The following is a 13,940-nucleotide window of genomic DNA, read 5'->3' as shown; positions in this document are numbered from 1 at the left end:
TCTTCAGTATTACGGCTTGACAATTCTTTAAATTGTTAAGGACGCGTAGTGATCCGCTTATGCCGCATCTTGGAATTGCCCGTTTGGACATTAGGCGATCGCGTCTCTCGTCCTTCTCGACTAATCGGAATCGTGAAGTGGAAACGACTGCCTTGATCTCTTCCGGCTGATTCCGCCCAGATCTGCCCCCCCAAGCCCGTAATAATTTGGCGGCAAATGGCTAAGCCTAAACCTGTGCCTCCTGTGGTGCGGCGCAATGCGCCTTCCTCTTGATAGAAGCGATCGAACACCGCTTCCAGCCGATTCGGTTCAATGCCTCGGCCTGTATCGGTAATCGTTACCTCCAGCATTTGTCTACCATTCCGGCGAGCTTCAATGGTGACTTGGCCTTCAGGCTCAGTAAATTTGCAAGCGTTTTCCAGTAGCTTTGAGAGTACCTCGACTAACCATTCACCATCGGCTCGTACCAACGGTAATTCTGGAGGCACTTGGGCCGCAATCTGGGGCAACTGTTCTTGAGATTGCCGAGAATGAATGCTGCTCAGAGCTAGATCCACACATTCCTGCAAAGGCAGCGGTTCTAAGTTCCACTGCACTCGTCCACTCTCTAAGCGCGAGAGGGTGAGAAAATCTTGTACCAGTTTACGCATGCGCTCTGCATCACTTAAGGCGGTGCTGAGCATGACTTGCCGCAGTTCCAACGGCATATCCGGCTCGCTAGCAAGGCTTTCTAGGCACACTTGAATCGTGGAAAGGGGAGTGCGGAGTTCGTGGCCTGTGATGGCAATTAAGTTGCTACGGGTGCGATCGAACGCTTCGAGCTGTTGGTTTAAATCTTCTAAGTTGGCGTAGGCTTCCGCTTGAATCAAGGCCACTCCCACTTGAGTAGCGATCGCCTCTACTAAAGACAACTCATCATCAGCCCAGCGATGAGGTAAAGCGCCACAGTGATGCAGTTCTACCATGCCCATCAAGCGATCTTGATACAGCAGGGGCACCATTAGCCAAGAACGAATCTGCCAACGATCGCTTAGTGCCTGCAAGTCTGCGTTGCCAGTGATGCGGGCATCCTTGGTCGTATCTTCAATGTGGATCAACTCGCCCTTCTGAGCAATTTCCTGAAATAAAGGATTGTTTTGCAACGGCCAAGTTTGACCATTTAAAGAAGGCGCGGTAATCGCTGCTGTAGCTGTTGCCCCATCTACCGCTGAGTCGGCACAAATGGCATTGGGACTGAGAAACTCATACTGAATTGTGGCTGTCGCATCTGTGGCGCGACAGCGATACATTAGGCAGCGACAAACGCGGAGGGTTTGCCCTAGTTCCTGCACTGCTACTTTGAAGATTTCGTCTGGGTTGAGCGATCGCCGAATGGCTGAACTGATCGAGTTAACCAACCGCTCTTTGCGTTCCTGAGCCGCGATCGAGCGATAGGTTTTGAGCAATTTGTACTGGCCCGCTTGCAGATAGGTCAACAGCCGCTCGACAAAGGGATCAGGGTCAATCCCTTGCAACCCAGACGGCTTTTTACCCAAAAACTCAGCTTTGGCTTGCGCTACTTTGTCTGCTAATTCAGGTCGATACTCCAACACTCGATCTAGCAGGAGTTCAGCCGCTTGGCAGGTCACTTGACGGTCAAATGTCCATACCCCTTCAAAGCGCCGGGTTTGATCCATCGCGGGTTGCTCAGGTGGCGGTAGCGCATCTCGCCGGAGCCTGATTGGATTGGTAGTCGGGCTTTCACGCTCGCGACAAACCAAACAGCTAGCATACTGCTGCCCAATTACCACCAAATGCCACTCATGGGTCAGTTGATCGGGCGGCTCAAAAGCAATGGTTTCGTAACTGCCTGAACGATTGGCAAAATCGGTTTCTGGTGCTGCTAAGACATAGACCTGATTGGTGCGTTCAGCAATCCGTAGATAACGATGTGCTTCCTGCCGATAGAAACGCTCTCGCTGGAAGCTAGCAATCACCAAAGGCCGTTCGGTTCCCGCCAAAACTTGGTCTTCCATTGCATGAGACAACGCTGTCAAGGAGGACTTGAAGTATAGTTGCGGTCTTAGTTCGGGCAGGGCTTGTAGCAGAGCTTCCAGCACGGAAGTATGGGTACTCATTCAGGTTTTTATCAGTCCAGGCGGGACACAATCCACGGGAGAGCGGTATTGAGATAGACTGCGCCTAATTCCCACGCTATAGCTCTAGAGAGGCAATCTAGCGCTCAGGCTGGCGGCAAAGGCTCAACTGGCAACCCAGCACTTATGCCACCGACCACAACCTATCTTAATCAGGATTTAGGTGTTAGCGGTTATCGAAAGTTTTCTTTCCTATTTTGACTGAGCGATCGCAAGTTGAGCACCAGCTAGCCGGGCAAAATTCGCCCTTCGCTCTCTGAATAGCCATTAAACTCTATCCACTCAGCGATCGCCAGCTTATCTAAGTTTTTATTTACTCCTTCTTCAGAAGTACGCCCAAAGTGTTAGAAAAAATTCAAATTCAAAAAGTAAAATAGCTCGCTTTTTAGCCAAGTTTGGTTAAGTACATTAATTAATAAAATTAGAGGCATTTATAAGCTATTTTCCTCTACCGGAATCCCGAGAATCCTTATATCACCGTATATCTAGCAATATCACAAGCTCTAAAGGCCAGCATTTTTTATATCAGCTTTATAAAACAACGTTTGTTTATAAAGAGTGTATAGACAACCGTTTTTTGAGATTGTTTTCCGTAGATTCCCTGAATAGGATGAGTTTGTAACTTACGTAACCTTTCGTAGTCCACCGCTATGAACACTAAAGCTTTCTTCTCATGGGTGCCCGTAGTGGCTGCAGGAGCCACTGCAGTTCTTGGTTTTTCTACCCAGGTCAGTGCTGCTACCGTCAACTTAGGTGCTGCAACCGGATATAACGTTTTTGTTTTGGGTGATGTGAATCTAGATTCAGACACTGAAGGCAAAATGGCGATCGCTGGTGATGCCACCCTGCGTAACTATAGTGTTGGCCTTAAGGACCAAGGTGGCGATGCCCTAGTAGTGGGTGACGATCTTGACTTCAAAAATGGCACAGTGTACGGCAATGCCGTTGTGGGTGGCAGCGCAAATCTAACTAGCGTTGACTTCCAAGGTGGTGCACTGAAGTCAGGCAACCCCATCGACTTTGGCAAAGCGGGTCAATCTCTAGTGAATCTGTCGCAATCCTATTTGTCTAGCACTGCAACTGATGCAGAAGTGACATCCTGGGGCGGAATTAATTTAGCGGGCACAGGCTCTACCAATGTCTTTGATTTGGAAGGCACTGATTTAGCAAACGCTACAGGTTTGAGCTTCGAAGGCTCCGGTAACTTCATTGTTAACGTCAGCGGTAAAAATGTTTCCTTCCAGAATTTTGGTTTCTCGCTAAAAGGCGTTGACAAGCAAAATATTCTATTCAACTTCTTTGAAGCAACCAACATTACGGCTTCTGCGGTAGGAATTGAAGGTAGCATCCTAGCTCCCAAAGCCAAGTTTGAGTTTAATAATGGTCAAATGAATGGCACGCTGGTTGCGGCTGGCTTAACTGGCACTGGCCAGTTCAACCATGTGGGTCGTCCTCCAGTTGAACAGCCCCCTGCTAGTGTTCCTGAGCCTGCGACCTTAGCTGGTTTAGGTTTCGCTGCTGCAGCTTTAGCAGCATCTCGTCGGAAAACCAAGCAGGCTGCATAGATACAAACCTGTTAAACAACAGCTCCGAACTAGAGCCTGCCTGGTGGATTTGATTGAGAACTGAGATGTCTTTAGTTTATAGTCGGAAGCTTATAGCCAGGAGCTGTTTGTTGCAAGGTTGATAGTCATGAATACTTGAGATTTAAGTGAAGGCTTGCTAACCCAGCCTTCATTTTTATTTTGTCTTTACTGACGGGCACACTCTACAGCCGCAAAATTAGCCGCGCCAAACTGAAGTAGATCAGTACGCCTAGTACATCTACGGCAGTAGTAATGAAAGGAGCTGACATCAGAGCTGGATCAAGCCCTAGAGAACGAAACAGAAAGGGTAGAGCCGAGCCAGACACGGAAGCCAATAGCGCGATCGCGAGCAAACTGATCCCTACCGCTATGGCGACCATTAAATTGCCCTGGAGAAAATAGGCCCAGACGATCGTGATACTCCCCAAAATTAGGCCGAGTAAAATCCCTGCGATCGCCTCCCGCCGAATAATTCGTAGCGCTTCTTTCAGCCGAATATCCTCTGTATTCAAGCCTCGAATCACCACCGTAGAAGACTGAGCCCCGACGTTGCCCCCAGTGCCTGTGAGTAAGGGAATAAAGGCAGCCAACGTTACTACCTGCTGCAACAGTTCTTCTTGCGCTTTAATAATCGTGCCAGTCACCGTATTCGTGAGCAGCAGGACAAAGAGCCAGACAACTCGCCGCCGCGCTACGGTAAACAAATTAGTTTGGAAATAGTTGTCGCCATCCGACTGCACGCCACCTAGCGCGTAGATGTCTTCGGTCGTCTCTTGCTCCAAAATGTCGAGCACATCATCGACCGTAACAATCCCTACCAGCCGCCGCTCCGTATCTACCACGGGAACCGCCAAAAAGTCATAGCGTTGAATCAGTCGAGCTACTTCTTCTTGGTCTGTATCTGTCTGCACAGAGAGCGCATCACGAGTCATGATCTCCCCAATCGTTTGTTGGGGTTGTGCCACTACCAATTCTCGCAGTGACAGAGTACCTGTCAAACAGCGGGCTGCATCCGTTACATAAAGGTAATAAATTGTCTCGGTATATTTGGCGAGACTGCGAATCCGTTCTAAGGCTTGGAAAACCGTAAAGCTTTCTTTTAAGGAAATATACTCAGGTGTCATAATTCGCCCTGCTGTGCCTGGTTCGTAACCCAATAGCAAAGCAGTGGATTGGCGCTCTAAAGGACTTAGCTGCTCCAGCAGGCGGGTGACAATCTTAGCGGGTAATTCATCGAACAAGCGCACTCGATCATCAGGAGACATTTTATCGACAATGTCTAAGACTTCCTGACGCTTAAACTCCTGAACTAGAGCTTGCTGCACCGAAGAATCTAGATACTCATAAACTTCGATCGCCTCACCTTTGGGTAATAAGCGAAAGGCGATCACTTGCAGGGTTTCAGGTAAACCCTCGATCGCCTCGGCAGCATCAGGGGCTTGCACAGGCACCAACAACGCTTTGGCCCCTGGCAAATTTCCTTGTTCTAGCAGGGCTTGGAGTTGCGATCGCACCAACTGTCGAAGTTCAGTTCGCGAAGTAGATGGCAACGGAGAGGAGAGATATTCAGTCAAGGCGGATTTCCTCAACTTAGGAGTACGTCACTTGCTACCTTCAGTCTACGGGTCAGTGGTAGGCAATCGGTATAGCCTGCTTCTACTTCAGCCCACGAGCCAAAACTGTACCTAGCTGAATGCTGATCACTCCCAGCACGGCACTGCCCACCCCATATAAACCCGCATACCACAGATTTTGGTTCCGCAATAAGCTTACCGTCTCCAAACCATAGGTAGAAAAGGTGGTGTAGGCACCGAGAAACCCAGTGGCCACTAACAAGCGCAGCTCGGACGAAATAGCAACAATCCGCTCTAAAGCCAGAGTCGAGAAAAATCCCATGCCCAAGCAACCCGTTAGATTAATGACAAACGTTCCATAAGGAAAGCTTGTGCCAAAGCGTTGGGTAAACCAAACTGTCAAGTAGTAACGGCTGAGAGCCCCCGCGATCGCCCCTAAACTAATTGCGATCGGAGTTCGAAGTGCAGGGTCTTGAAACACTAACAACCCCATAAAGTACAACACTCGTGTCAACACTATTCTCGGGTCAGCCTATTAAGGAAGCAAAACACTTAACAAGGATTAGGATGTGTAGCAGTCAGAGCAAACCTGCGTCAGCGCCATATCTAACCTTTAAAGCGCAACTCCGTCATCTTTCTTACAGAAATAACGAGCAAACTCAGATTCAATTTTGTTCTTTTTCATCCAATACTCCTCAATGAACGCTAAACCTTTTACCAAACAGACATGGGCAAACTCAAGCACAGTTTCCCACTGGCTAAAATTTTTGTGTATTTTTTTGCTAGTGCTAGGCATTTGCTTCCGATTTGTCAATCTAGGACAAAAAGTTTATTGGAAAGATGAGGCTTACACTTCGCTTTGGCTTTCAGGTCACTCTCGAACTGAAATAATTGCAAATATTTTTAATGGTCAAACTCTTAGAGCTAGTGATATCTCCAAATATCAATTCTCTAGCCCTGACAGAAACGCTTTAGATACTGTCAAACAACTTGCAACAAATGATCCTCAGCATCCACCACTTTATTATTTGCTAGGTTGGTTTTGGCTCAAGATATTTGGCACTTCCATTGCAACCTTAAGAAGTTTATCTGCGTTTCTAAGTTTATTAATCTTTCCAAGCCTTTATTGGCTTTGTCGAGAATTGTTTGGCTCGGCAGTTCCAGGCTGGACTGCGATCGCCTTATTTGCCGTATCTCCCTTTCATGTGCTTTATGCCCAGGAAGCCAGGGAGTATAGCTTATGGACCGCAACAGTTGTGCTCTGTAGTGCCGCTCTACTCAGTGCTATAAGACAGCAAACTAAAGTAAGTTGGGGAGTATATAGCCTCACCATCGTCCTTGGATTCTACTCATGCATCCTCCAAGGATTAGTCGTTGTGAGTCATGGACTCTACGTCTTGCTTACCCAGGGTTGGCGGCTGAACAAAACTTGGAAAGCTTACTTAGCTAGTTCTCTGATAGCCTTTGTCGGTTTCCTACCCTGGCTGCCATACCTTAAGCAAATTGATGGAGTAGGCTGGACTGCCACACCTATTCCTTTGTCAGCTTTTATTAAAATTTGGGCCTTAAACCTCAGTCGCTTATTTTTAGATGTGCAGTTTAGCTTAAAAAACCCGCTTACCTACCTGATACTGCCAATTTTGGTACTAGTGGCCTACTCACTTTACTTTGTGATCCGTAACGCTCCTAAGCCAACTTGGTTGTTTATTGTCACGCTACTAGGTGTTACCTTATTTGCTTTTACAGCACCGGATTTGATAGGTGGAGGACGGCGATCGCTGATCAACCGCTATTTGATTCCTTGCTATATCGCCATTCAACTTGCGGTTACTTACTTGTTGAGCGTCAAGATTTTCGCCCCTAAAAGCGACTTCCCCTACTTTTGGCGATCGCTATTAGCTATTCTTGCGGGCCTTGGCATTATCTCTTGCGCTACTAGTACGTCGGCAACCACTTGGTGGCACAAATACAGCAGCAATGCAAATCCAGCGATCGCACGAGTCATTAATCAGTCTCCTCACGCTCTCGTGATCAGCGATTCTAGTTTTGGTGAGGTACTTGCTTTAAGCCATCTTCTAGAACCGGACGTGAAATTGCGACTAACCTTAGAACCTCAGCAACCGATCGTTTCTCAGCAAGTAATCCAAGAGTTCAGTGATGTCTTTTTGCTAGAGCCTTCACGAAATTTGCGAGAAACATTAACCCAGCAAGCATTCCATTCTCAGCGAGTACCACGGGTCCAACATCTTTGGCACTTAGAACAAGGCAACAGTCCCAAGGTACCCAGCGACCGATCATCATGAATTGGCTGCCTGATGATTCTGTGTCCTGTTTACCTGCCAAATCTCGCCAAACTGGTTAGATTGGATTTGTCGCATCATTACTAATTGCGTCAGCCATCCTAATTACTTAGCCTTACCCGCTTTGGAGGCCCTTTATGAGTTCTGATGAACCAACGAACGCAGAAACCGTCGTTGTCGAAATCCATCCTCCATCCACTTCTGGCGAAAATACGGCGCTGGTCAATTCCCAAACCGATGCGATCGTGACCGTTGAACTAACTGAGGAAGATGACGAAATTAAACGTGAAACTCAAGCGTTGATCGCAGCCATTCGGAAGCGCGCTCAAGCGGAAGTGCAATCTGCGGGCGATCTCAGCCGTGATGCTTACCTCAACGCCGTCCGCCAAGCGAGAACAGCAGTCGAACAAAGCCAATTGATGATCGATCCCCAGCATTTGGAGCAGACGATTCAAACCTTACAAAAAGAAGCTGATAAAAGCTGGCACGTCATTCTAGGTGAAATTGAGTCCGTTGGTTTTCAACTTGCAGATGCAGCTAGACTCGCTTGGAATAGCTTAATGGCTACTCGTCCTAAGTAAAGCGAACTGTTCAGGCTTGGGTGCATGACCGATAGGATTGCTACGTGGCAGTCCAACGTTCCGCAAATTTCGGGGGTACGGTTTTTTCGTGCCCCTACTTTTATGAATGGGGTTGAACAGGATCTAGCTTTGATTGAGCTATCCAGCCTTGGGCACTCCAGACAAACCCTGCATCTCATTCAGCTCAGACTCAGTGATAGAAGCGCAAGCAAAATGCTGGATAATGGGAAGGTTTCGCTAAACATCCCTAGGACGTACTGCGCTTTTGGCAGCTTCTCCTGAGCCTCAACTTCAATTTCATTAATTCTGAAAAGCAAGAACTCTGAATCATTAGCTATGCGAACCCATTATTGCGGCCAACTCCGAGCAGAAAATATTGGAGAGACTGTCACGCTGTGTGGATGGGTAGACCGTCGCCGCGATCACGGGGGTGTGATCTTTCTAGACCTACGCGATCGCACTGGCATTGTCCAAATTGTCAGCGATCCGGAACGCACCCCCAATTCTTACGAGCCAGCGGGTGATTTCCGCAACGAGTATGTCATCCAAGTCACGGGTCGGGTGACTCGCCGCCCTGATGACTCGCTCAATCCTCGGCTGCCCACGGGAGAAATTGAAATCTACGCTGATCAGGTCGAGCTGTTGAATGCGGTTCGCAAGCAACTTCCCTTCCAGGTTTCTACGGCAGACAACGAGGCTGTACGAGAAGATTTGCGCCTGAAATATCGCTACTTAGATTTGCGGCGCGATCGCATGAATCGCAATCTGCGGCTACGTCATGAAATCATCAAAACATTGCGGCGCTACCTAGAAGATGCCAAAGATTTTATCGAAGTTGAAACGCCAATCCTGACTCGCTCCACCCCGGAAGGTGCACGGGATTACTTAGTGCCCAGCCGCGTCAACCCCGGAGATTGGTTCGCGCTGCCGCAGTCGCCACAGTTGTTCAAGCAATTGCTGATGGTGTCAGGGTTCGATCGCTACTACCAAGTGGCTCGTTGCTTCCGGGACGAAGATTTACGGGCCGATCGCCAACCTGAATTTACTCAACTAGACATGGAAATGAGTTTCATGTCGCAAGAGGAAATTCTGACCCTAAACGAAGACTTAGTTTGCCATTTGTTTAAGACCGTTAAAGGGATTGATTTGCCTAGACCATTCCCCCGTCTGACCTATAAAGAGGCGATGGATCGCTATGGTTCTGATAAGCCTGACACCCGCTACAACCTAGAACTAGTAGAAGTCTCCGATTTGGTCAAGGATTCTGGCTTCAAAGTGTTCTCTGGAGCGGTAGCCAGCGGCGGCATTGTCAAAGTACTGCCGATTCCCGGTGGCAACGACGCTATTTCCAACGTGCGGATTAAACCCGGTGGTGACTTATTCCAAGAAGCTTGCAACGCTGGAGCTAAGGGGCTAGCTTACATCCGCGTGCGCGAAGATGGCGAAATTGACACCATTGGCGCGATTAAGGACAACTTAACTGCTGAGCAAAAGCAAGAGTTACTGGCCCGTACTGGCGCTAAAGCAGGTGATTTGTTGCTGTTTGGTGCTGGTCCAACCGACTTGGTAAACAAAACCCTCGATCGCCTCCGCCAAGTAATTGCCCAAGAACTGAATCTAATTGATCCCGAAAAGATCAATCTACTCTGGATCGTCGATTTCCCCATGTTCGAGTGGAATGCTGACGAGAAGCGCCTCGAAGCGCTGCACCATCCCTTCACCGCACCCCACCCAGACGACCGCGATGACCTAAAAACAGCTCGCGCTCAAGCCTACGACTTGGTGTTCAACGGCTTTGAAGTTGGGGGTGGTAGCCTGCGGATCTATCAACCTGATTTGCAAGCCCAAGTCTTCGAGACCATTGGTTTACCCGAAGAGGAAGCTCAAAGTAAGTTTGGCTTCTTAATCGAAGCGTTTGAGTACGGCACTCCGCCTCATGGTGGCATTGCCTATGGACTCGATCGCTTGGTGATGTTGTTGTCGGGTGAAGAATCGATTCGAGACGCGATCGCCTTCCCAAAAACGCAGCAAGCTCGTTGTCTGCTAACCAGTGCGCCTTCGGGCGTGGATGACAAGCAACTCAAGGAGCTGCATGTCGCCTCTACTTACAAACCAAAAACTTAAAGCGTCAGGCTCACGGAGCCGTTTAATTGCAGTCGTTCGATTGCATTAGTGGTAGGGGCGGGTTTTGCTTAAAATGCTGATTTTACTAATCGCTTTTCTACTCAGCCCGCCCCTATCTGTTGTTCCTGTGGCTTTTGTAGGTTGGGTTTTCCGACCTCAACCTAATGTGACTGCTTAGGCAGTTGCTTCTAATAGTTGAATATTTGAGAAGAGGAACTCCTGAACAGAAGTCTGACCATCGGTTTCGGTAGAAATTGCTCGACGGCTCAGGATATAGAAGTTACCCACCTTCTCGTATTCATCTTCAAATAGGCTCTTGCCACCTTTCTGCTCACCCGTCTGGGGATCGTGGTAAACCGAGTCATAACGGTGAGACAGGTAGCCTTCACCCGTGTCGTGGCTGCTAAACGTGTTGATCGTGACCACAACGCCGTGGATGTGACGGTGCACCAAGCACACCTCGTTATCCCGCACTTTATAGCGGTCGCCTTCTGCCTTGCCCCCCATCAGAATTTCCACAGCACCCGTCTCATCGGTATTACCAAAGGAGAAACTGTTCTTGCCGTGGGTTTCTTCAAAGGTGCGGCGAACCCGGTGGATGGCAATTTCGAACAACTGGCCGTGAATCGCCTGCTTAGCGTCCTCATTCTCGATCCCTTCAACTTCAGGCTTAAAGCCAGCGCTGACTCGCGCTTTGCCAGTAAATACCTGACCGTCGTGCTTTAGGGTGACATCAGCGGTGTAGCCAGGGAAGCTCTTATCCCAGGTGTAGCGATTTTCGTAAGCAGCTCTAAAAAGCTCTGGAGCGGATACTTGTGCGACTGTCATGAGTTTTCCTACGTCTTCTGCTTTTGTTTCTTATTCTTAAGATAGAAGGCAGGCACTCAGACTGCATAGACCTCAAGTGGGTACACCTTGATTAATGGGCAAATCTCCCCATAACTTCTTTCAAGCGATCGCTGCCGCCTCCGATGAAAAAGCGCTCCGCCTGCTTTTTATGAAAGAAGCAGGGGAATATTTCGATGCCGAATGTTGGGGCTTGTGTTTGTTAAATGAGCAATCTCAAGCAGCAGAAGTAGATATTCAAGGCGGCCCGAATGTAGATGCCTTCGTGCAGCGCTACGAGAAAATTGGTCGCAGCACTGATCCCGTGTTGCGCTATGTGTTTGAGCACCATGCGCCCACTCACGAAGGAGTAGTGTTTGCGGGCAACGATTGGAAAGAATCGGAGCTATACCAAAATTGCTACGCCTACTACGACCAAGAGCATGTGATGATGGGACCGATCGTCAATCATGGCCGCTTAATTGGTGGCGCTTACTTCACCCGTGCCAGTGATGCTCCTGCCTTTAATTTGCAAGATTTGGCTAGCTTGAGTGGTCTATGTTTGCATCTTTCAGCCCGTTTGGCCGTTTTCCGACCCCAAACCCCACCCCGCTTGCAGCCCTCGATTAGCGATCGCCTCACCGAGCGGGAGCAACAAATTGCGGAACTAGTCGCCCAAGGACTGACAAATGCAGAGATCGGTGAAAAGCTCTGGATCACTCAGAACACCGTAAAACAAGCCCTAAAACGCATGTTCCGAAAGCTCAACGTCTCCACTCGCACCGAAATGGTAGCTCGCTTAGGAGACAGCCTTAATCCCTGAATCAGCAGTTCAAGCAATACCAAATAATTCGTAGGGTGCCGTGAGCGCTAGCATCACGCACCACATATTTGGAGTTCGTGCGTTACGGCTTCGCCTAACACACGCTACGGGGTTAATTTGTGGAGATATCTTCAAAAAAGAAACCCCCTTGTCTAACTTGGGACAAGGGGGAAATCTATTCATGTTTGAACGCGGAGAAGATTAGCCGTTTTTGGAACCAGAGGCTTGAGGCGCAGGAGAAGTCTTGATTACTTTCTTAACTGGCTTGGGCTTAGAACCAGAGTTGAGACGAGGCTTGTCGTCAGTCACGATATCCTCATAAGCCTCAGATTGCATCCAAGTAGGACGACTGCGATCGTAAATCATTTGCAGGGCAGCAGCAGCGATCGCGTGGGAGTCATACTCTTCACCCAGTTGCGCCACGATAGGCAAGAAGGAAGCCATCCGCTCACCAGCTAGTGCTTCACGCAATTGCGCTTGCAGCTTCTCAATGTGACGCGCTTCAATCATAGCCCGAGTGGGGATCGAGCGAATTTCCAGAGATTGGCGGATGTGACGCTCAATATCGCGCAGTTTGCGACGATCCAGGGGTTGAATCAGAGAGATTGCGGTTCCTTCTTTGCCTGCACGACCTGTCCGACCAATCCGGTGAACATAGTTTTCGACACTATCGGGCAAATCGTAGTTAATGACATGAGTCAGGTCATCGACGTGGATACCCCGAGCGGCAATGTCGGTAGCCACAACCCAACGAACTTGAGTCTCCCGGAAGCGATGTAGGAGGCGCTCCCGTTGGCTTTGGCTCAGGTCACCGTGATATTCATCCACGCTATGACCTGCGCCTTGCAGTTGGCTAGTGAGTTCCGCCGCAGCGCGACGAGTCCGCACAAAGATCAACGCGGATTCAGGATCTTCTAGTTCCAGAATCGGTTGCAAAGCTCTAGCTTTGGTGCAGCCACGGGGCACCATATAAGCAACTTGGTTAATCCGAGAAGGAGCGGCTTTGGGCTGCTCAATCGTGACTGTGATGGGCGATCGCAAGAATCGGTTGACCAACTTGCGAATCGAAGGGGGCATGGTGGCCGAGAAGAAAGCAGTATGACGCTCTGTGGGCACCTGAGTCAGGATTTTTTCCACGTCATCGATGAAGCCCATATTGAGCATTTCATCAGCTTCATCCAACACCAACCAACGCAGGTGATTGAGTTTGAGGTCGCCACGGTCGAGCAAATCTAACACTCGTCCCGGAGTTCCTACCACTACCTGTACGCCTTGTCTGAGGCGCATAATTTGGCGATCGATTGCTTGCCCACCATAAATCGGTAGGATGTGCAGTCGTCGCTCATCATTAAAGGTACGAATGGCTTGGCTGACTTGAACAGCCAACTCACGAGTGGGAGTTAGGATCAAGGCCTGCACCCCTACAGCATTCAAATCAATCTGCTCTAGGATGGGCAGCGAGAAGGCAGCAGTTTTACCTGTACCCGTCTGGGCTTGGCCTACTACGTCACGGCCTGCCAACAGATGGGGAATGGCTTGGGCTTGAATTGCACTGGGAGTGGTAAAACCGATCTTTTCTAGATGTTGAACGCGGGCTTCAGAGAGGCCGAGACTTTGAAACGAAAGAGTCATGCAGTTTAGTAAATAAGGGTCATGAATCGCATGGCATACTCCCGCCCCAAGCATGAAAAGCTTGGTCGCAGTTTTCTCGTATCGTAGGGAGTCGAGTCGACTTCACCCTCAACGAGCTTCGACGGGATGCCGTCCGCCGTTTGAACCCTGCCAAAGACTGAGCGTATTGATCTAGAAGGTTTTATCCACTTCGGCAATTTGCAAGCTGTACCCTCCTAAACAGGTACATTGCCATTAAAGACTTGCGGCTAGAACCCTCTACTTGGTCTTGCCAAGGTTCTTGTAACTAACCAGCGCTTATGAGCACCTGGTCAATAGCTGTCATATTAAGAAATTTTACGACCTAAGTGACAAAATTGT

Annotated in this window: 10 protein-coding genes; 5 read left to right on the top strand and 5 right to left on the bottom strand. The window is 49.0% G+C overall.

Annotated features, from left to right (window positions below):
• Positions 1 to 35: 35 nt before the first annotated feature.
• Positions 36 to 2,117 (bottom strand): DICT sensory domain-containing protein, encoded by a 2,082-nt coding sequence (locus NDA01_RS07660; protein ID WP_348227467.1) that lies wholly within the window; start codon positions 2,115 to 2,117, stop codon positions 36 to 38.
• Positions 2,118 to 2,785: 668 nt separating this feature from the next.
• Here NDA01_RS07660 and NDA01_RS07655 point away from each other — a divergent pair.
• Positions 2,786 to 3,700: a choice-of-anchor A family protein gene (locus NDA01_RS07655; protein WP_348227466.1), complete on the top strand. Its 915-nt coding sequence runs from the start codon at positions 2,786 to 2,788 to the stop codon at positions 3,698 to 3,700.
• 203 nt (positions 3,701 to 3,903) lie between these two features.
• Here NDA01_RS07655 and mgtE read toward each other — a convergent pair whose 3' ends face one another.
• Together mgtE and crcB are read right to left on the bottom strand one after the other, a co-directional pair.
• Entirely contained in the window at positions 3,904 to 5,295 is a 1,392-nt protein-coding gene (gene mgtE, locus NDA01_RS07650; RefSeq protein ID WP_190436865.1) for a magnesium transporter, read from the bottom strand.
• Between the two features lie 82 nt (positions 5,296 to 5,377).
• Positions 5,378 to 5,812 (bottom strand): fluoride efflux transporter CrcB, encoded by a 435-nt coding sequence (gene crcB / locus NDA01_RS07645; RefSeq protein ID WP_431193343.1) that lies wholly within the window; start codon positions 5,810 to 5,812, stop codon positions 5,378 to 5,380.
• Between the two features lie 250 nt (positions 5,813 to 6,062).
• On the opposite strand from crcB, the gene NDA01_RS07640 reads away from it, so the two are divergent.
• From NDA01_RS07640 to aspS, 3 genes are all read left to right on the top strand, one after another.
• Positions 6,063 to 7,598: a glycosyltransferase family 39 protein gene (locus NDA01_RS07640; protein WP_348227465.1), complete on the top strand. Its 1,536-nt coding sequence runs from the start codon at positions 6,063 to 6,065 to the stop codon at positions 7,596 to 7,598.
• 134 nt (positions 7,599 to 7,732) lie between these two features.
• The gene (locus NDA01_RS07635; protein ID WP_199295764.1) at positions 7,733 to 8,176 is read left to right on the top strand and encodes a hypothetical protein; all 444 of its coding nucleotides are present in this window, start codon (positions 7,733 to 7,735) and stop codon (positions 8,174 to 8,176) included.
• A 336-nt stretch (positions 8,177 to 8,512) separates the two neighbouring features.
• Entirely contained in the window at positions 8,513 to 10,300 is a 1,788-nt protein-coding gene (aspS, locus tag NDA01_RS07630; protein ID WP_348227464.1) for an aspartate--tRNA ligase, read from the top strand.
• A gap of 174 nt (positions 10,301 to 10,474) precedes the next feature.
• On the opposite strand, the gene NDA01_RS07625 is transcribed toward aspS, so the two are convergent.
• Positions 10,475 to 11,128 carry a DUF3386 domain-containing protein gene (locus tag NDA01_RS07625; RefSeq protein WP_348227463.1) on the bottom strand — a complete coding sequence of 218 codons (654 nt, stop codon included), beginning with the start codon at positions 11,126 to 11,128 and terminating at the stop codon, positions 10,475 to 10,477.
• Positions 11,129 to 11,222: 94 nt separating this feature from the next.
• Here NDA01_RS07625 and NDA01_RS07620 point away from each other — a divergent pair, with 94 nt between their 5' ends.
• Entirely contained in the window at positions 11,223 to 11,948 is a 726-nt protein-coding gene (locus NDA01_RS07620; protein WP_348227462.1) for a LuxR C-terminal-related transcriptional regulator, read from the top strand.
• Positions 11,949 to 12,149: 201 nt separating this feature from the next.
• Here the strand turns inward: NDA01_RS07620 and NDA01_RS07615 are convergent, their stop codons facing one another.
• On the bottom strand, positions 12,150 to 13,580 hold the full coding sequence (locus tag NDA01_RS07615) for a DEAD/DEAH box helicase (RefSeq protein WP_190436852.1): 1,431 nt from the start codon (positions 13,578 to 13,580) through the stop codon (positions 12,150 to 12,152).
• Positions 13,581 to 13,940: the final 360 nt, after the last annotated feature.

The sequence above is a fragment of the Trichocoleus desertorum AS-A10 genome (genome assembly GCF_039962155.1).
Lineage (GTDB): Bacteria > Cyanobacteriota > Cyanobacteriia > FACHB-46 > FACHB-46 > Trichocoleus.
The sequence above is the reverse complement of the archived record's forward strand: the minus strand, read 5'-3'. Positions and strand labels throughout refer to the sequence as shown.